This window comes from Pediococcus argentinicus (assembly GCF_001437605.1).
GTDB classification, from domain to species: Bacteria; Bacillota; Bacilli; order Lactobacillales; family Lactobacillaceae; genus Pediococcus; species Pediococcus argentinicus.
Map to the genome: position 1 here is coordinate 23,122 of NZ_JQCQ01000013.1, position 20,536 is coordinate 43,657.

The 20,536-nt window shown below is 36.8% G+C and carries 17 protein-coding genes and 1 other annotated feature; all 17 genes read right to left on the minus strand.

Annotated features, from left to right (window positions below; genetic code table 11):
* Window positions 1-2 precede the first annotated feature (2 nt).
* A complete protein-coding gene (queA, locus tag IV88_RS04420; RefSeq protein ID WP_057799179.1) occupies window positions 3-1,037 on the minus strand; it encodes a tRNA preQ1(34) S-adenosylmethionine ribosyltransferase-isomerase QueA in 1,035 nt (344 codons plus the stop codon).
* Window positions 1,038-1,048: 11 nt separating this feature from the next.
* Window positions 1,049-2,062 (minus strand): Holliday junction branch migration DNA helicase RuvB, encoded by a 1,014-nt coding sequence (ruvB, locus tag IV88_RS04425; RefSeq protein ID WP_057799181.1) that lies wholly within the window; start codon window positions 2,060-2,062, stop codon window positions 1,049-1,051.
* A gap of 9 nt (window positions 2,063-2,071) precedes the next feature.
* On the minus strand, window positions 2,072-2,659 hold the full coding sequence (gene ruvA / locus IV88_RS04430) for a Holliday junction branch migration protein RuvA (RefSeq protein WP_057799183.1): 588 nt from the start codon (window positions 2,657-2,659) through the stop codon (window positions 2,072-2,074).
* Between the two features lie 53 nt (window positions 2,660-2,712).
* On the minus strand, window positions 2,713-4,635 hold the full coding sequence (gene mutL / locus IV88_RS04435; RefSeq protein ID WP_057799185.1) for a DNA mismatch repair endonuclease MutL: 1,923 nt from the start codon (window positions 4,633-4,635) through the stop codon (window positions 2,713-2,715).
* A gap of 9 nt (window positions 4,636-4,644) precedes the next feature.
* Window positions 4,645-7,275: a DNA mismatch repair protein MutS gene (gene mutS / locus IV88_RS04440; RefSeq protein WP_057799187.1), complete on the minus strand. Its 2,631-nt coding sequence runs from the start codon at window positions 7,273-7,275 to the stop codon at window positions 4,645-4,647.
* Window positions 7,276-7,455: 180 nt separating this feature from the next.
* Window positions 7,456-9,015, minus strand: coding sequence for a ribonuclease Y (gene rny, locus IV88_RS04445; protein ID WP_057799188.1), 1,560 nt, complete (start codon window positions 9,013-9,015; stop codon window positions 7,456-7,458).
* A 198-nt stretch (window positions 9,016-9,213) separates the two neighbouring features.
* Window positions 9,214-10,266: a recombinase RecA gene (gene recA / locus IV88_RS04450; RefSeq protein WP_057799190.1), complete on the minus strand. Its 1,053-nt coding sequence runs from the start codon at window positions 10,264-10,266 to the stop codon at window positions 9,214-9,216.
* Between the two features lie 86 nt (window positions 10,267-10,352).
* Window positions 10,353-11,594 carry a competence/damage-inducible protein A gene (locus IV88_RS04455; RefSeq protein ID WP_057799192.1) on the minus strand — a complete coding sequence of 414 codons (1,242 nt, stop codon included), beginning with the start codon at window positions 11,592-11,594 and terminating at the stop codon, window positions 10,353-10,355.
* A 106-nt stretch (window positions 11,595-11,700) separates the two neighbouring features.
* Entirely contained in the window at window positions 11,701-12,264 is a 564-nt protein-coding gene (gene pgsA / locus IV88_RS04460; RefSeq protein ID WP_057799194.1) for a CDP-diacylglycerol--glycerol-3-phosphate 3-phosphatidyltransferase, read from the minus strand.
* Window positions 12,265-12,275: 11 nt separating this feature from the next.
* Window positions 12,276-13,127 (minus strand): helix-turn-helix domain-containing protein, encoded by an 852-nt coding sequence (locus tag IV88_RS04465; protein WP_057799197.1) that lies wholly within the window; start codon window positions 13,125-13,127, stop codon window positions 12,276-12,278.
* A 51-nt stretch (window positions 13,128-13,178) separates the two neighbouring features.
* On the minus strand, window positions 13,179-13,904 hold the full coding sequence (gene ymfI / locus IV88_RS04470; protein ID WP_057799199.1) for an elongation factor P 5-aminopentanone reductase: 726 nt from the start codon (window positions 13,902-13,904) through the stop codon (window positions 13,179-13,181).
* A complete protein-coding gene (yfmH, locus tag IV88_RS04475) occupies window positions 13,901-15,208 on the minus strand; it encodes an EF-P 5-aminopentanol modification-associated protein YfmH (RefSeq protein ID WP_057799201.1) in 1,308 nt (435 codons plus the stop codon). The genes ymfI and yfmH overlap by 4 nt, the downstream gene beginning before the upstream one ends.
* Window positions 15,198-16,466 carry an EF-P 5-aminopentanol modification-associated protein YfmF gene (yfmF, locus tag IV88_RS04480; RefSeq protein WP_057799204.1) on the minus strand — a complete coding sequence of 423 codons (1,269 nt, stop codon included), beginning with the start codon at window positions 16,464-16,466 and terminating at the stop codon, window positions 15,198-15,200. The genes yfmH and yfmF overlap by 11 nt, the downstream gene beginning before the upstream one ends.
* A 68-nt stretch (window positions 16,467-16,534) precedes the next feature.
* Window positions 16,535-17,962 carry a cardiolipin synthase gene (gene cls / locus IV88_RS04485; RefSeq protein ID WP_057799206.1) on the minus strand — a complete coding sequence of 476 codons (1,428 nt, stop codon included), beginning with the start codon at window positions 17,960-17,962 and terminating at the stop codon, window positions 16,535-16,537.
* 79 nt (window positions 17,963-18,041) lie between these two features.
* The gene (locus tag IV88_RS04490; protein ID WP_057799208.1) at window positions 18,042-18,863 is read right to left on the minus strand and encodes an amino acid ABC transporter substrate-binding protein; all 822 of its coding nucleotides are present in this window, start codon (window positions 18,861-18,863) and stop codon (window positions 18,042-18,044) included.
* Entirely contained in the window at window positions 18,864-19,499 is a 636-nt protein-coding gene (locus IV88_RS04495; RefSeq protein WP_057799209.1) for an amino acid ABC transporter ATP-binding protein, read from the minus strand.
* Between the two features lie 14 nt (window positions 19,500-19,513).
* Window positions 19,514-20,164: an amino acid ABC transporter permease gene (locus IV88_RS04500; RefSeq protein ID WP_057799211.1), complete on the minus strand. Its 651-nt coding sequence runs from the start codon at window positions 20,162-20,164 to the stop codon at window positions 19,514-19,516.
* 54 nt (window positions 20,165-20,218) lie between these two features.
* Window positions 20,219-20,446 (minus strand) — a binding site (T-box leader).
* Between the last annotated feature and the right edge of the window lie 90 nt (window positions 20,447-20,536).

Genomic DNA, 20,536 nt, shown 5'->3' on the forward strand with positions numbered 1-20,536 from the left:
AATTATTTAACGAACATTGCATCACCAAAACTAAAGAAACGATATTTTTCTTCAATAGCATGTTGGTATGCGTTCAAGATTAAGTCACGACCTGTAAAGGCAGCAACTAACATTACTAGGGTCGACTTAGGTAAATGGAAATTAGTGATAAAGGCATCGACAACTTTCCATTCGTAACCTGGTTTGATAAAAATGTCTGTCCAACCACTATCAGCTTTAATTTCACCATCAAACTTAGAACCAATGGTTTCCAAAGTTCGAATAGAAGTTGTACCAGTTGCAATAATACGACCACCATTTTTACGTACTTCATTCAACGTAGCAGCAGATTCCTCAGATAACTGGTAGAACTCACTGTGCATCTTGTGATCTTCGATATTCTTTTCATCAACTGGTCTAAACGTACCTAACCCCACATGTAATGTAAGATAAACCAGTTTAACTCCTTTGTCTTCAACCTTTTGAAGTAACTCCTTTGTCCAATGGAGACCAGCCGTTGGTGCAGCAGCAGAACCAGGTTCTTTAGAGTAAACTGTTTGATAACGTTCTTGGTCGTCTAGTTTTTCTTTGATATATGGTGGCAATGGCATTTCGCCCAGCTGATTAAGAATTTCCATGAAAATTCCATCATATGAGAATTCAATTTCACGACCGCCGTGTTCCAATTCTTTAGTTACGGTTGCTGTTAGCAATCCATCTCCAAAATCAATTTTAGTACCCAACTTTGCTCGTTTAGCTGGTTTAACAAGTGTTTCCCACTTATCTCCTTCAATATTGTGCAGAAGCAAAACTTCAAAGTGACCACCAGTATTTTCCTTGATACCATAAATACGGGCTGGCATAACGCGAGAGTTGTTCATCACAACCGCATCCCCAGGGTTTAGTTGATCTAGAATATCATAAAAGTGCTTATCTTCCATGGTACCTGTCTTATGATCTAAAACTAATAAACGTGATGTATCGCGTTGCTTAATTGGTGTTTGTGCAATTAATTCATGTGGTAAGTCATAATCAAAATCATCTACAGTTAATGTCATGAGAATTTCTCCTATTTTTCTTTAAACTCTGATTCGAGTCCTAAGTGTTGATATGCCTCATAAGTGACCATTCGACCGCGTGGGGTCCGCTTCAAGAAACCAATCTGCAGTAGATAAGGTTCATACATCTCTGAAATGGTATCTTTTTCTTCACCAATGTTAGCTGCGATCGTTCCAATTCCGACAGGACCACCATGATAAAGTTCAATCATAGTTTCTAAAACCTTTTTGTCAGTTTCATCCAGTCCCCGATTATCAACACGAAGTAACTTCAAAGAATGATCAACAATTGGCTGGTCAATACTATCTTTCTCAGCTACCTGCGCAAAATCACGAACGCGTTTTAACAAACGATTAGCAATTCGTGGAGTTCCGCGTGAACGACTAGCGATTTCATGGGCACCCTCTGGTTTAATCTGCGTATCAAAAATATCAGCTGAACGTTTGACGATTTCTGATAAATCTTCTTCAGTGTAATATTCCATATGTTCCACAATGCCAAAACGGTCACGTAAGGGCGCAGATAAAACTCCGGCCCGAGTAGTTGCACCAATCAGTGTGAACGGAGGTAGTGGGAAATGAATCGGATGAGCTGTTGGTCCCTGACCAACCACGATATCAATGAAATAATCTTCCATTGCCGAATAAAGCATTTCCTCAACCAGCTTTGGTAATCGGTGAATTTCATCAATAAACAAGACATCCCCAGGCTGCAACTCATTTAAAAGGGCTACTAAATCGCCCGGCTTTTCAATTGCTGGTCCACTGGTTGTTCTAATTTGAACTTCCATTTCATTTGCAATAACCATTGCTAAAGTGGTTTTACCAAGACCAGGAGGTCCATATAGCAAAACATGATCTAAAGCTTCCTGACGCTTCTTAGCAGCCTCAATATACACTCTTAGTTCATGCTTAATTTGATCTTGACCAATATATTGATCGAGAGTAGTTGGTCGTAATGACTTTTCGACCGATTGTTCATCATCATCTTGAACATCGGAAGAAACAATTCGATCTTCATCCATTCAAATCACCTACCCTTTCATCAATAGTTTTAGTGCTTCACTAATATATTGGTCCGTTGTATCAATATCTAACTGTTTCAATTGTTTTTTAACTTTCGTAACTTCTTTAGCTGAATACCCCAATGCTAACAGGGCTTCGCTGGCTTCTTCTAAAGGACCCCCAACTGGTGTTGACTCACCCATTGGATTTCCGCTAACTCCCTCAGATGAAATTTTACCTTTAAGGTCCAATATGATTTGTTGAGCTGCTTTAGGTCCAATCTTAGGAAACTTCTTTAGATAGTTAACGTCATCATTATTGATTGCGTTGATTAAACCTGAATGATCATCATTAGCAAGAATCGCTAAAGCACTTTTGGGACCAATCCCTTTTACTCGTAAGAGATTCAAAAAGAGGTCCTTATCCTCTGGTCGATCAAAACCAAATAAACTCAAATCCGTCTCACTCACTGCCTGATAGACATACATCATAACTTGCTCGTCTTGTTTAAAGTGATAAGGATTTGCAACATTGACTTGATAACCAACTCCCTGAACTTCAACTACCACATAAGCCGGGGTAATCACTGTAATAATCCCTTTTAAATATTCGTACATTTCATAGACTCCGTTTCAAAAAAACATTTGTTCGCCTTATTATTGTAACATGACTAGTCACCTAAAACGTCAGTATGATGGGGATCTTGAATTCTCTTAAACATCTTTTCCATATCATTAGTTGAAAAGTGAACTAAGACTGGACGACCGTGTGGGCAATTGAAAGGATTCTCTGTTTGAGAAAGATCGCGTAAAAGTTGTTTTGCCTGAGCATCGTCTAAATGGTGATTAGCCTTAATAGCCCGTTTACAACTCATCATAATAGCACTGGCTTCTCTGAACTTAGCAACTGAAACGATACCATCTTTAATTACATAATCGACCATTTCACGAATTGTATCTTCCTCTTGTCCAGCCTTAAACCATGCAGGATGTTGTCTAACTATGAAAGTGTTTTTGCCAAATGGTTCTAAGTGAAGTCCCACATTAGCTAGCACATCTTGATGTTCTTCAATTTTCAAAGTATCACTGCTGGAATAGTTTAAATAAATGGGAACTAGTAAGTCTTGCTGATTATCATCGACTTGCCCAACTGCCACACGGTAGTATTCGTAGTTAATCCGTTCCTGAGCAGCATGCTGATCCACGATATACAAACCATCACTGGATTCTGCAAACAAGTATGTTCCATGCATCTGACCAATATAAAGTAACTCCGGAAAACGTCTCTTCGAACTTGGTGCTGATTCCTGTGAATCTTCTCCGACAGAACGAATCGATGGTGTAAATGTTGGTGCATTACCATCTCGATATTTTGCTTTAAATTCCTTGAGCGAATTATCTGCCAAATCCGAACGGCTTTTAATAATAATCGGCGTTTGTTCCTCTGATATTTCATTATCACTATCTGTCGAAAACGATTCAGACGGTTCTTCCAGTTGAACTGCTTGATCTAATACCGTTGACTGATCTAAGTTCATTTGTTCATTCTTAACTGGAACAATTGCCTTGTCTCTACCCTTCAGATTTTGAATTGCATCTGGAATCAAATTTTCTTGTGCCAACTGATCATATATACTTTTTGAAATCAGATTCGTTAAACTAGGTTCCTGACTAATTCGAACTTCTTGCTTAGTAGGATGAACGTTAACGTCAACAAGTAACGGATCCATTTTAATATTAATAACAGCCATTGGATAACGGCCGACCATAAGTTTCGATCCATAACCACTGATAATCGCTTTACTAATTGCATAATTCTTAATATAACGACCATTTAGTAAAACTGAAATATAATTTCTGGATGCCCTAGTTAACTCTGGCAAACTAATATATCCTTCAACTTCAAAATCGACATTTTGTCCTTGGATGTGCTCCATTTTACGAGCATTTTGCACTCCATAAATATTTGAAATAACCTGAAGTAAGTCTCCTCGACCAGTGGTTCGTAAAAGCTCACGTCCATCGTGATTCAGACTAAATGATATATCTGGATAACTTAAAGCAATCCGGTTCACAATATCAGTGATTTTTGAGAGCTCGGTTTGTACTGATTTAAGATACTTTAAACGTGCAGGTGTATTGAAGAATAGATCCGTAACTAATACATCGGTTCCTTGACGAATCGATGTTTCGTTTTGATCAACTAAATCACCACCACGATAATGTACCTTTTGACCAACACCGGATCCGGTTGAAGTAGTTAACACAACATCAGCAATTGAAGCAATACTAGGTAAAGCTTCACCACGAAATCCCAGCGTAGCAACTTTAAAAAGATCCTCACGTGAACTTATTTTACTAGTTGCATGTCGTCGAAATGCGATTTGAACTTCGTCAGAGTTAATACCTTGTCCGTTATCAATCACCCTGATTGATTTGAGTCCTGCTTCTTCTAATAAGATATCAATTCGGTCACTACCTGCATCGACCGCATTTTCAACTAATTCTTTAACAACTGAAGCTGGTCGTTCAACCACTTCACCAGCCGCAATTTGATCTGAGAGAATTTCACTCAGTTCATGAATTTGTGCCATCTATTTCACCTACTTCTGTAACTTCTTCTGCCATTTATAAATTTGATTCATTACTTCCATTGGAGTCATATCCATTAAGTTTAAATCTTTCAATTGTTCAGCAATAACTTGTTGAACAGAAGCTTCACTCGTTTGAAATAGTGCCAATTGTTCGTCGACCTGATCCGTCTCAGTAACTTCATTTGGCTCTCCTGTCTCTACCTCAGGTTCAACTTGTTGGTTCAAACTAGTTTTTACTGAAGAGTTTAATTCATTGGAGTTTTCTTCTAGTCCTTGTAAAATCACATTAGCCCGTTTTAGTAAGTCATCTGGCATCCCAGCTAATTTTGCAACATGAATTCCGTAAGACTTATCTGCTGGCCCATCCTGCATTTTATGCAAGAAAACTAAATTGCCGTTTTGTTCAACAGCTCCAACGTGCACGTTCTTTAAGTGATCTAACGTCTGATCTAATTCAGTTAATTCATGATAATGAGTAGAAAATAGTGTTTTAGCATGCAAATTTCTATGAATAAACTCAATAATTGCTTGTGCTAATGCCATTCCATCATATGTTGCAGTTCCACGTCCAATTTCATCAAATAAAATCAAACTGTTTTGCGTTCCACTCTGCAATGCTCGATTTGCTTCCTGCATTTCAACCATGAAAGTACTTTGACCAGCAATTAAATCATCTGCGGCACCAATTCTAGTAAATATTTGATCAAAAATTGGTAATTCTGCCGATTTAGCTGCTACGAAGCATCCCATTTGAGCCATGATAACTGTTAAGGCTAACTGACGCATATAGGTACTCTTACCAGACATATTAGGTCCCGTAATAAGTAAAATGTCCGTATCATCATTCATTTTTATATCATTAGGTACGTAGCTTTGGTGACCCATAACCTTTTCAACAACTGGATGACGACCATCTTCGATATTTACTTCATGACCATCTTTCATAGTTGGGCGAACAAACTGATATTTTTCACTAACAACCGCAAAGCTCTGTAAAACATCTAATTTAGAAACACCCTTGGCCAAACGTTGAAGGCGCTCAATTGAATCTTTGATTTGTTCACGAATTCCATTAAACAATTCATATTCCAAGTCAGTAGACTTCTGTTCAGCTTCTAAAATAATCTGTTCTTTTTCTTTTAGTTCAGGTGTAATAAATCTTTCAGCGTTCGTTAGTGTCTGTTTACGTTCAAAACGATCTTCTGGTACTAAGTCTAGGTTAGAGCGTGTAACTTCAATATAGTAACCAAAGACTTTATTGAAACCTACTTTCAGATTCTTGATTCCCGTATTTTTACGTTCATCTGCCTGAAGTTGCGCAATCCACTTTTTGCCATTAGTCATCGCATCCCGATATTGATCCAACAATTCGTTGTAACCATCTTTAATGATATTTCCATCTTTAACTGAAATAGGGGCATCATCATTGATTGCTTGTTCAATTAAATCAGCAATATCATCGACAGGATCTAAATGGTTTAAAACATCTTTAAATGCAGGATCATCAAGTTCTTGCAAAATGTACTTGATCTTGGGAATCTGATTTAGTGAAGTCTTTAATTGAATTAAATCACGTCCGTTGACGTTCCCAAAAGCAACTCGTCCGGCCAAGCGTTCCAAATCATACACTTTCGTCAATTCCTCTTGTAAACTACTTCTTTCAAAGAAATGATCTACTAAAGACTGAACCTGATTTTGTCGACTTAAAATTGCCTTTTTCTGAATTAATGGACGATCCAACCACTGTTTCAAAAGACGGCCACCCATGGCGGTTTTAGTGGAATCTAATAACCACAGTAAAGTGCCTTGTTTTTTACCGGTTCGAATTAAACTGGTCAGTTCCAAATTGTATTTAGAAGCATGATCCATTCGTAAATAGAAAGATGGTTCATAAGGAACCGCCTTTTGTAAATGAGCAAGACTCCTCTTCTGAGTAGTTTCCACATATAACAAGAGTTCTTTAACTACCGCTTTTTCTTGTTCAATCTTCAAATCCTGACTCAAGAAGCTTGTTTCAGAGGAAATCTCCCCATCAACTTGATTAGAGACTAGGACACCTAATTCAGATATCCGATCTTTAATATCTTCAGTAATATCATTATCAACAACGATTTCTTTTGTCTGTAGACTAACGACTTCGTTTAAAACACCATCTAAATCATCCAACAAAGCTGTTTTTAATTCACCTGTGGATAAATCAGTATAAGCAAAACCAAATTTACCAGTCGTTTTGTCGTAAGTTAGTGCTGTTAAATAATTATTAGTTTTTGCTTCAGTAACACCATTATCAGTAGCAGTACCAGGTGTTACTAATTGAATGACCTCACGCTTAACCATTCCCTTAGCCGTTCTTGGATCTTCCATTTGTTCACAAATAGCCACTTTATAGCCTTGCTCAATTAAAATATCAATATAATTTTGAGCAGCATGATGCGGTACACCACACATTGGAATTGGATCATCCGCATTTTTAGAGCGCGCCGTTAAGGTTAACTCCAAAATTTGTGAACCCTTAATGGCATCATCATAAAATAGTTCGTAAAAGTCTCCAATTCGATAAAATAAAAACGCATCTGGGTACTGCTTTTTTATTTCAAAGTACTGGCGCATCATTGGTGTATCACTAGTTTTTTGGGGCATCTGTTTTCTTCCTTTTTATTCAAGTTATCTTTCTTACTTAAATACGCGTTCTCTTTTAATTATAGCTTCTATATTAACATTTTTAGACAATCTAAAAAACTTTCCTTAGTTTAGAACCAACCAATAAAAAATAAAAAGCCTGATTTCAAACTATTAAAGTTTGAAACAAGCTTTTAACTATTATTTTGCAAAATCAACTGCTCGTACTTCACGAACAACTGTAACTTTAACTTTACCAGCATATTCAAGCTCATTTTCAATTGCTTTACGAATATTATGAGTAAGCGTTACAGCCTTTAAATCATTGATCTTATTTGGTCTAACAATCACGCGAACTTCACGTCCAGCCTGAATTGCATAGCTCTTTTTAACTCCTTCAAATCCGTTAGATAATTGTTCTAACTTATCCAAACGATGGATATAGCTTTGAAGTGTCTCACTCCGTGCTCCGGGACGAGCAGCAGAGATTGAATCAGCTGCGCTAACCAATACTGAAATAACATATTGAGCTTTGTTGTCATCTTCATGTGATTCAATCGCATTAATAACAACTTTACTCTCTTTATATTTCTTAGCTAACTCTACGCCAATTTGTACATGTGATTCATCAGTTTCATGATCCACAGCTTTACCAATATCGTGTAATAATCCTGCGCGTTTTGCTACAGTAACATCCTCACCTAATTCAGCCGCTAAAATTCCAGCTAAATTAGCAACTTCAACCGAGTGATTCAAAACATTTTGACCATAACTGGTACGATATTTCAACGTTCCAATTAACTTAACAAGTTCAGGATTCATCGAGTGAATTCCCAAATCAAAGATTGTTTGTTCACCAGTTTTACGAATATTATCATCAAGTTCTTTACGTGCCTTTTCAACCATCTCTTCAATACGAGCTGGGTGAATACGACCATCTTGAATTAACTTTTCCAGTGCAATATGTGCAACTTCTCGTCGAACTGGGTCAAAACTACTCAAAACTACTGCTTCAGGCGTATCGTCAATAATTAAATCAACTCCTGTAACATTCTCAAAATTACGAATATTACGACCCTCGCGACCAATAATTCTACCTTTCATATCATCGTTAGGTAGACTGACCACTGTTACAGTAGTTTCTGCAGCCATATCTGTAGCACCACGTTGAATAGCTTGAGCAATTAAACTCTTAGCCTTTTCATTTACTTGATGTTCAGCATCTTCAATTCCGTCTTTAATAATTAAAGCTCGTTCATCTGCTAAATTGGCTTTAGTTTCTTCAATTATCAGGTCTTTTGCATCGTCCTGAGATAATTTAGAAACTCGTTCTAACTCGGTTTGTCGTTCCTCAACCAATGAGGATGCCCTTTGTTGTTGCTCTTCTATATGCTTTTGTTCAGAAGTAAGTTTTTGTTCCTTCCGTTCCAAACTGCTTTCCCGTTTTTCGAAGAAATTATCTTTACGATCGAGCGATTCTTCTCTTTGCAACAAACGATCTTCTTGCTTTTGAAGTTCCGAACGACGCTTTTTTAATTCGCCTTCTACTTCTGATCGGTACCTGTGACTCTCATCTTTAGCTTCTAGGAGAGCCTCACGTCGATCAGTTTCAGCTTGTTTTCTTGCATCTTCGATTATTGAATCAGCAGTTACTTTTGCATTTTCATTTTGTTTTTCAACAATATTCTTATGAATAAAGTAACCACCAAAATAACCAACAACGATAGCGATGATTGCGAGGATTATAGAGAAAATGTTCATTTTCTGACCTCCAAATCATCAAAATAGGGTTTAAATGTTCACAAATTATGATGTTATTATAATTCTTACACTTGTAATAATTCTAATGTTTAGTTGTACCTCTGTCAATAAGTTACTTAAAAGCAAAAAGCCCCAAACGCGGTATTATAAGAAATTATCAGATAATATCATTCGTTCAGAACTTTTAACATTAATTATTTAGTTATCTAAATCTAATTCACTAGGATCTTTAGATTCTTTAGGACTTTCAGTTGTGGCATCTGGTACCATACCATATGCTTCACGAACCTTAGCCATTAATTCGGCGCGAGTATCTGGATGATCCTCCATATATTGCTTAGCATTTTCACGACCTTGACCAATTCGGTCTTCACCGTATGAATACCAAGAACCGCTCTTACCAACAAGATCTTTTTCAACAGCCATATCAATTAACTCACCAGTTTGGGAAATACCCTTTCCGTACATGATATCAACTTCAGCTTTTCTAAATGGTGGTGCAACCTTGTTTTTAACAACTCTGATTCGAGTTCGGTTACCAATAACATCTGTTCCATCTTTAATTTGTTCTGCACGACGTACTTCAAGACGAACCGTAGCGTAGAACTTCAAAGCACGACCACCTGGTGTTGTTTCAGGATTACCGAACATAACACCAACTTTTTCACGAATTTGGTTGATGAATAATGCGATTGTTTTAGTTTTATTGATAGAACCCGATAACTTACGAAGTGCTTGGGACATTAAACGAGCTTGCAAACCAACGTGAGCATCACCCATTTCACCTTCAATTTCAGCACGGGGTACCAAAGCGGCAACAGAATCGACTACGATTAAGTCAACAGCACCACTGGTAACCAAAGCATCAGCAATTTCTAGACCTTCTTCACCAGTATCTGGTTGAGAAAGAAGTAAATCATCAATATTTACACCTAAGTGTTCAGCGTAAACTGGATCTAAGGCATTTTCAGCATCAATATATGCTGCTGTTCCGCCACGCTTTTGTACTTCAGCAACGGCATGCAAGGCAACAGTAGTTTTACCAGAACTTTCTGGTCCATATATTTCAACGATTCTACCACGTGGAAATCCACCAACACCTAATGCGTCATCCAATGCTAATGAGCCACTAGAAATAGTTGAGATTTGAGTATCAGCTGCATCACCCATTCGCATGATTGAGCCTTTACCAAAGTTTTTTTCGATTTTTTTAAGGGCCTTGTCTAAGGCTGCTTGACGTTCATCTGCCACTATAAATCCTCCATTCGATTTATCAATAATGTAATCATACCTATTTATGAAGTAAAAAGCAATAAAAAAGCGAACAAAAGTTCGTCTTATTTCAAGATCAATCTCCAAATTAGCTCAAAAGCCTTATTTACTGAGCGTTGCCGGATTTTTTGTCTGTTACCGTTGAACACATATTTATTTTGAACAGTGTCACCATTGGGTAGTGCTAATCCGATCCATACCTCACCGGCTGGGTGTCCTTCCAATCCATCTGGTCCTGCTACACCGGTAAAACTGACCCCTATTGATGTTCCCATTAAATTCTTCGCACCAATGGCCATTTCTTTGGCCACTGGGCCACTGACTACTGTATTATCCGAAATCGTAGCCTCAGATACACCCAGTAAACTGTGTTTACTGGCATCTGAATAAGTAACATATCCACCGGGGAAGATGTTTGACGCACCTGCCACACCTACAATTGTACTTTGAAATAAGCCACCGGTTAAACTCTCGGCAGATGTGATAGACAGCTCACGCTTAATTAATTCTTGGGTCACAAAACTTGGAAAATCTATTTCATCCTCATCCGAGTAATAAAATTCACCGACTAATTTGTTAATATCAGATTCAGTTTGGTTTAACAATTGATCGATTTCTGGTTCTTCTGTTCCCTTAGCCGTCAATCTAACTGTCACATCAGTATCTTTAAAGTATAAAGCAATCGTGGGATTGGTCTGTCGATTAATTAAATCATCTAGCTTGTCTGCTAGAAGAGATTCCCCGATACCAACAAAATGAAGTGTCTTAGATTTTATTTGCTGATTCAGATTAAATCTAGTTATCAAAAACTGATTAAATGAACCGTTGACCATTGGCGTGAATTCACTTGGCGGACCAGGTAGCACCACATAGGTGTGATTATTATTTTCAATAAAACTGCCGGCCGCTAGTCCGATTCCGTTGGCGAGCGTTCCACCATTAGCAAATACTTCAGCTTGTTTCTTATTATTACTGGTTATTTCAATATTACTTTTTTCAAAATAATCGGTAATTTTGTCTAAAGTATTCTGATCAAATATAAGCTGATCCCCTACAAAGTCAGCAACTGCATCCTTTGTTAAGTCATCTTCTGTGGGGCCTAGACCACCAATTGTAATAATCAAATCACTCCGCCTAGTTGCGATTTCAAGAGCTTCTTCAATTCTTTCTTTATTATCCCCAACCGTTTGTCGATTGACTACGTCAATTCCTTTCTGAGCGAGAAATTGCCCTAATTTAACCGCATTTGTATCTGTAATCTCACCTAATAGGATCTCTGTTCCAACTGAAATAAGTTCTGCTTTCATTTTTTACCCCTATGTTTTTAATTACGCTAATATAAAATAATTTCTTTAAACAAAAAACTTAGAATAAATAACCAAACGGTTACTATCCTAAGCATTTAAATTATTATTAGAATGAATCTGAGAAAATAGCTCTGTTTTTAACGAAATAATCGATTCCTGAATAAATTGTAAAGAACAAAGCAACATACAATAGTATTGATCCAATAAAGAAAATGTTATTCAAAAGAAGGAAAATGATGGCGAACATTTGGGAGAATGTTTTGATTTTACCTGGCATTTCAGCAGCCAAAACTTCACCGTCATTTTCAACAATGATTAATCTTAATCCGCTCACTGCCAATTCGCGGCAAACAATAATAGCAACGACCCATGCTGGTGCCATACCCATTTCAACTAAGATTACAAAGGCTGTCATAGTCAACATTTTGTCAGCAATTGGATCTGCAAATTTACCAAAATTGGTTACTAAATGTTGTCTTCTAGCAATTTGTCCATCTAAGAAATCTGTAATAGCAGCAATTGCAAAAATAATAGCTCCTACTAATTTTGTGACAGAAATCACTGTTCCTGCAACAGCGATAGTTCCCCAGATATTAGGAATAACAGTAATAATAATAAATAGTGGAATTAAAATAATTCTGAAAATAGTTAACTTATTTGGTAAGTTCATGCTTGATCTCCTTATTTTACCTGTAATTTAATATTTCTAATTTGATTATCTTTTGGATTATTGGGAACACTCTTATTGTTAATAGTTAGTTCCGTAACCTTAACATTTCCCACTTGCAAAGTATAACTGTGCCCTTTTTCTAAATCAAACGATTTACTAGACTTAGCTGGTACACTACCCTGCCAAACTGGAGCATCAATCTTTTTGGTATCAATCAACATAATCCACGAATTAGCATCCGTCGTGTTAACTTTCAAGCTAGCTGTTTTAACTTTAGAACCAAGTTTAACCTGCAAGTCATCAACATTACCACCATTTTCGCTAACATCTGTCTGATCAGATGTATCCACTGGCTTGACCGTTTTACCGTTCACAGATTTAACATTCTTTTTTGCAGTGTGGTCAACCACAACCGTTTTGGGATCTGCCTTAATCTGGGCATTTCCTGACATACCTGACGTCAGTCCCCAAACTAATAACCAAATCACTAAAACTAAGGCCATCGCCATTAGCCATGGCACCTGTCTAATCAATCCCATTAAAACTGATGGTCGTTGCCGAACTTCATCCCGTTCAATACGATTAGCAACCGGGCGATGTTCTTCACGCCATTCCGCAACACTTTTGGGTTCCTTATCCTTATTAAATCGTTTCGGATCCATCCCTACAAGTGCAGCATATTGGCTGATAATTGATTGTACGTAATATTCACCCGGCAAATCATCTTCAGCACCGGCCTCTAGGGCCATTATGTATCTTTTAGAGATTTGGGTTTTTAAATGAACATCTTCAACCGTCCAACCTTTCTTTTGGCGGGCATCTTGAAGTTGTTTTCCTATTTCCGCATACTTATTTCTACTCATATCTAGGTTATCCTCGGTTTTCTCTCTTAAAAGTATACCATTGAATGAAGGTTATTTTAACCATCCACCGTCAACATAGATGGTTTGACCAGTCACATAATCAGCACGCGAATCCAACAAGTTTCCAACCATAAAACTAATATCACGTGGTGTTGCCCAACGGTTAACCGGGATCTCGTCGTTTACTCTTTTAATGCTTTCAGAACTCCAACCGTCATTCATCTGTGTCTTAACAGCACCCGGAGCAATAACATTAACTGTAATGCCCTCTGTCGCAACTTCTTTAGCATAAGCATTCGCAAAAGAACTCAAAGCACCTTTGAGCATGCTATAAGCAACCTCCATCGGGCTTCCTACTGCACCATAAACAGATCCGACAAATATGATTCGTCCCGAATCTTTCATCGCTAATTTAGGTGTTAAATCACGTGACAATAACAAAGGTACTTTAACATGTTCTAGCCAAAGATTTTCTAATTCATCATCTTTCAATTCAGAGAACAGCTTATACTGCGTACTACCCTGTGCAAAAATCACAGCATCTAAAGCAAAAATGCTAGATTCAATTTTGCTGATGGACATAGCATCATGGAAATCAGCCTGAATCATAAAGAACTCTTGTTTTGGAAAAGCATCAGTAAGTTGTGCAACTAAATGTTCTATGACACTTTCGTTTTGATTATATTGTAAATATAATGACCAGCCTGCTTCTGCTAAGTCAGTAACAATCTGTGAACCAATATCTCCACTTGCACCACAAACTAGAGCAAATTTCATTTTTGGTCACCTCTGCTATTTGTTTGGAATGTACTAATCACATTTCCACTGATAAAGTCCGCAAAGGCTTTTTGAACATCTTCAAACTTAATTGTTTGGTATAAATCCGCTTCATCGAAAACTGTACTATTTCCGTACCATTCTCCTTCAAATGAGTTCGCAATTGCCTCAATAGAATTCATCTTGGTGATTGAACGACCAATCATTTCCTTTTGCGCTAATTCAAATTCTGGCGCTTGGTCTTTCAATTGATCAACACCATTTTTTAGAACCTGTTCAATTTTTTGTTTGAAGTCGTCAGGATTATTAGTATCCCCAGAAATGGTTAAGTAATAAATATCCCGCTCAGCATTCAATTCATATCCAAAAGTATCATCTAAGATTCCCTTATCATAGAGCTCCAAATAACTTTGCGAGGACGAACTAAGAAGTAGGTATAATGCTAAATCCAGTTCCATAATATATTTTAATCTAGCAATCCCCTTAGCTGGTAGCGGCTTTAATCCACGCAATCCAATCATTACTTTAGGACGTTGTACCATTCCTACTTGCAGGGCTTCACGAATTATATCCGCTCCATCGGATTGTAAATTGTCATTTTGATTATTTGAAAGTTCAACCACTTTTTTTTCAAAGTGTTTCTTATTTTGGTTATCCTTGAGCCAATCCAAAACCTCTTGAACATCAAAACCACCCACTACAAATAAATTCATGTTGGAAGGACGATAAGCTAGTTCGTGAATCTGATAAAGTACTTCCGGAGTGATTTCACTAATACTATCAACTGATCCAGCAATATCTTGACTCATGGCATGATTAGGAAAAAGATTTTTTAAAATACCCATATAAGATTGCCAGTCCGGATCATCATTGTACATTTTGATTTCTTGACCAATGATCCCCTGTTCTTTAGCAACCGACTTTGCAGAAAAATAAGGACGTTGCACGAAGTCTAATAAATTATTCAAGTTTTCTTTTAAATTGACCGTTGTAGAAAAAAGATAACTAGTTCTCGAATAACTAGTAAAAGCATTTGCATCAGCACCGTTCTTACTAAATAAGTCAAAAGCATCATAATCTTCTTTTTCAAACATTTTATGCTCTAAAAAATGTGCAGTTCCGGCCGGAATAGTGACTGTTTGACCGTCAACCTTAATTTGATTATCAAGTGACCCAAAGTTTGTTGTAAATACCGCATATGTTTTGTGATATCCTGCCTTAGGTAACAAATTAACAGTTAGCCCGTTATCTAAAACTTCAGTAAATAGTTCTTCATCATAATTTTTATAAGCTTTAGTCTTCATCTAAATTACCATCCAATATAAACTCACTTCGCAAGTTAACAAGTGAAGCAATTTCTTTAACATCGTCAATTGTCACAGCTTTAATCCCACTTAACCACATTTCATCTGTCATAGTACTATTCAGTGCCCAATCGCTTAATACCTTTCGACAATAGCTTCTAGGACTATCTAAGCTGGCTAGGTATTCAGATTGCAAACCTTTCTTAACGTTGTCTAACTCCTCAGATTTAAGGTCTCCATTTTGAAGTGCAACCAACTGAAGGGCGATAATATCTTCAACTTTATGCCAATTAGCTCCATCGATACCGGTTTGTACCATCATAATACCGTTATATAAGTCTAATGTTGAACTAGCATAGTAAGCTAAACTAGCCTCTTCTCGGACTTTTAAAAATAGTTTTGACTGTGGCGTTCCACCAAATAAAGCGTTAAAGACAATCGCTGCAAAATAATGTTGATCACGGACGTAAACTGGGAAATCATAAGCAAAATCTAGTTTAGCTTGATTAACATTGTCATGAACTTCGCCAATTGAAACTTCAGAAACAGGTTCTAATTTGGAAAAAACTGATTCCAATTCAAAATTGCGAGATTTAAAATCAAATATTTTAACAGCTTCTGTGACAGTTTCTTCATCGGTATCCCCAACAACTGTAATTTGAATTTGGTCGCTACTTAAAAGGCCACGGTAATATTCAAATAAATCGGAATTACCGATTGCCTCAATATCACTAATCTTACCGTAACTTGGAGTGGCCTGAATACTATCCTGCCCATAAGTTAACTGGCGCAATTGTTGCATGGCCCAGTATTGCTTATCGTCAGCTGCTGAACGAATATAGTCAATCAGGTTAGCTTTCTGGCGTGAAAAAATCTCTTGATCAAACTCATTTCCACTAGCTAACGGATAATTAATAATTTCGTTTAAAAATTGAAATGCCTGTTGTATCAAATCGACTTTTTGATTAATAAACTTTTCATTAACCACCACTATTGAAAATGAAATATCGTGCAGTATCCCTTTCTTGGCAACACTTGTAGAAAAACTAGCACCATACATCCGAGAGAGTTCGTGGGTAACTTTAGTTTGGGTATTAAACTTATGCGAACTAGTTTCCAATATATTAGTTAATAAAGTTCTTTTTGCCATTTCGGCAACTGATGCTTTACTTAAAAAATGAACTTCGATTCGATTTGTTTTAAATTGCTGGGTAGTTTGAAGATTTAAATTAACACCAGCCATAATTTCTTTTTGCAATGTGGTTCCTCCATCAAATAATTCATGCGACTAATCATATCAAAACCACTAGATAATTCAATCTTTGATTACAAAATTGGTGAAAGTAACCGACTAAATTGTTGTTTAATTTTAGTCCAGTTTGATTGATTTTTGAAATAGTGTTCAGTTAATAATTCAGAGTCGTTAATATCCTGCTTAATATCTTGTCCAACTTGTTGTGCAATTTGCTGATTATAGATAAACGCATTCGCCTCAAAGTTAAGTTTAAAGGAACGAATATCTAAATTAGCTGAACCTACACTGACAACTTTTTCATCCACAATAATTGTTTTAACGTGCATAAACCCCTTTTGATACATGTATACATTGGCACCTGCAGCAACTAATTGTTGTGCATAATACTCTGTTGCACGATATACAAAGAAATGATCCGGCTGATTAGGGATCACCAGTGTAACGTGAACTCCTGTTTTAATCGCAATTAATAATATTTCCATCAGTGCATCGTCCGGAATAAAGTATGGCGTTTCAATTTTGATTGACGATTGTGCTGCCGCAATCATCTTAATATATCCCTGTTTGATTTTCTGAATTTCACTCTCTGGTCCACTACTAACAATCTGAATTGGCACATTACCATGTACCTCATTCTGCGGAAAATAACTAATATCGATCCGTTCGGTGTTTTTCTTATTCGAGGCATTCCAATCCATAAAGAAACGACTTTGTAACTGTAATACTGCAGATCCTGTAATTCTTAAATGAGTATCACGCCAATAGCCAAAACGACTATTTTGTCCCACGTACTGGTCGCCGACATTGAATCCACCAATATAGCCAATGGAGCCATCAATCACAACTATTTTACGGTGATTTCTAAAATTAATGCGGAAGTTTAAATAACTAAAACGAGGACGCATGAATGGGATAACCTCACCACCATTTTCAATCAACTCTTTAAACATAGCCGTCTTACTCCCTTTAGAACCAAACAAGTCATACATAACCTTTATTCGTACACCAGCCTTAGCTTTTTGAACTAAGATGTCACGTAACTGTTGTCCTAAATCATCATTATAAATCGTAAAATACTCAATATTAATGTTGTATCTAGCATGCTTTAAATCACGAAATAGTTGCTTAAATTTTCGTTTACCATCATTTAACAGCATAACTTCATTTTGATGTGTCAGAATGGCGTCATCTGTATTCAAGAATAAGTTAACTAGTTCTGTTTCCATCGGCGATTCGAGTTGAATATGATTGGCACTAGATTCTTTTTGGTAGCGCGCCATTTCACTCACGCCAAGATTTTGTTGCGCCCTAATATCAAAAATTTGATTAGATGATAATTTACGACCCAAAAACATATAAGCTAACAATCCGACTCCCGGTAGTAAAAACATAACCAGCATCCAAGCCCAGGCCGCAGCAATATCTCTTCTTTCAAATAATGCAATCGTAATTGCAATCAAAGCATTTAAAAGATAAAGTCCAATCTCAATCCAAATCATCTCATCGCCTCCTTTACTTAAAAGTGTATCAAAAAAGGACTTAGGAACAAACTAACAACGTTTGTCCAAGCCCTTATTTTTAACGGTCACCAAACCACTTTTGATTAAGTTTAGTAATTGTTCCATTCTTTTGTAATCTATCTAATTGACTGTTTATATAATCGTTTAATTTCCGATCCCGTTTACGCATTCCAATAGCAAATTCTTCATCTGGCAATCCACTTTGAATAATACGATAATCAGATGGATTCTTTTGATGTGAAATATAGTATTTGGCATAAACACTGTCAATCAACAATCCTTGAATTCGATTAGCATTTAAATCAATAAAAGCATTATTGAAAGAATCATACAAAATTGGTGATTTACCTTTGATTCGATTTTGTAAGACATTGGGGAAACGAGCAATATCCTGTGAGCCTGATGACCCACTTTGAGCACCGAGTGTTTTACCTGACATATCCTTTGTGGATTTAATATTACTCTTGGTCTTAGTAACCAAAATTTGTTCGTTTTTTAAATATGGTTGACTGAACAGCATCGTTTCTTTACGCTCAGGAGTAATTGTAAAACCATTCCAAATCAAATCAATCGTTTGATTACGTAATTCAGTTGCATTCATCGACCAATCAATTGTTTGAAAATCAACTTTAACACCAGCCTGTTTAAACACTGCTCGTGCTAAATCGACATCATAGCCAACTAATGTCCCATTCTTTTCACGAAAGTCCATCGGTACAAAACTATCATCAATTCCAATTACAACGTGCTTTGATTTGCTAATTCGATTCCAGCTATCCTGGTTAGTTTGTTTAGCTCCTACTCGAGCACATCCTGTTGTAATCAATAAGATTGCAATTAGTAATAATCCATAAACCGAATATTTAGATTTTATTTTCATTTACTTCACCGGCTTTACTGTTAATGTCTGATCCGTAATTTCGTTAGCAAAGTCGATGTCATGAGTAATGACAATCTGTGTAATTTTAGTCTTTTTTAGATCAAGAATAATTTTCTTAACTTCATTTTTTAATTCTGGATCCAAAGCTGATGTGGGTTCATCATAGCAGAGAATCTGTGGTCGCATTGCAAGTGCCCTCGCAATCGCTACACGCTGCTTTTGACCTCCAGATAATTGATAAGGATATTGATCCTGATAATCCAGAAGGTGAAGTTGTTCCATAATTCTTTTAGCATCTTGTTTTGCTTCATCGACTGACTTTTTAAGAACTTGCATTGGAGCAAGTGTGATATTTTCTTCAACCGATAAATTAGGAAATAATTGAAAGTCCTGGAAAACAGCTCCGATAATTCCATCACTATTACGACTTACATATGGATCAAAGGGTTGTCCATCTAGTAGAAACTTACCACCATCGACTTTGTCTAACCCGATGATACAACGCAATAGGGTTGTCTTTCCCGCACCAGAAGGACCAACAATCGTTAAAATTGAATCGTCTGGAATCTTTAAACTCAGTTGATCAATAACCGTTTTATTACCAAATTTTTTGGAAATATTTTGTAATTCAAGCATTGGCAGGTCCTCCTCTATCTAAAATATGAATAGTGTTTTTCGACGCGACGTAAGAAATAAGTACATATAGCCGTTAATAATAAATAAATAATTCCAACTAAGATAAACGGAACCAGACTGACATCACGAGCAGCAGCAACATTTCCTGCTCGAAGTAGATCGCCTAAACCAATAACGTAAACCAGTGATGAATCTTTAACTAAATTAATAACTTCATTTCCCAGTGATGGTAAAACAATCTTTGCAACCTGTGGCATTACCACTGATTTAGTAATTTGCCAGTAACTCATCTGAAGCACTCGTCCTGCTTCATACTGTCCTTGATCAACTGCTTGCAAACCACCACGAAAGATTTCTGCAAAGTATGCTGCATAATTGAGAATAAATGCGAATAGTGCCGCTTCATACCGAGGAAAAATAATATGGATTGTTGGTAGCCCATAAAAAACAAAAATTAATTGAAGAAGTAGTGGTGTCCCACGCATTAGCCAAACATATCCACTAATTATCTTCTTTAAAAATCCAAACCTGGATACTAATCCAAGAGCTAGAATAGCCCCTAAAATAAGTGAGCCAATGATTGTCCAACAAAAGATTTGCAGTGTCATTAAAGCCCCTTGCATTAAGGACGGTAAAATCTGAAGAGCATAGTTAATTATATCCATATCATTTCCTCCATTCTCTATGTACAAAAAAATCCTCTTAGACTAATAAAAGTCTAAGAGGACGATTCATCGTGGTTCCACCTCTGGTTCGTACGCTATTCACATAGCAATACCTCAGTAAGTTATAAATAACTTAAATGATAACGGCATTACCGGAACTTCTTACTTCTTTCAGAAATTCAACTCCCAGGTGTGGTTCGATTATCAACTAGGCTACGCTCACACTATCCGTAACTCGCTTTGCTGTTGTGATAAATCTACTCTTCTGTTCATAGTTAAGTTAAAGGTTATATTAGCAACATTTCAAAATAAGTCAAGCTTTTATTCTAAAGTTCTAGAACTTTGTGTCGAACATAAATGATAATGTCCAAA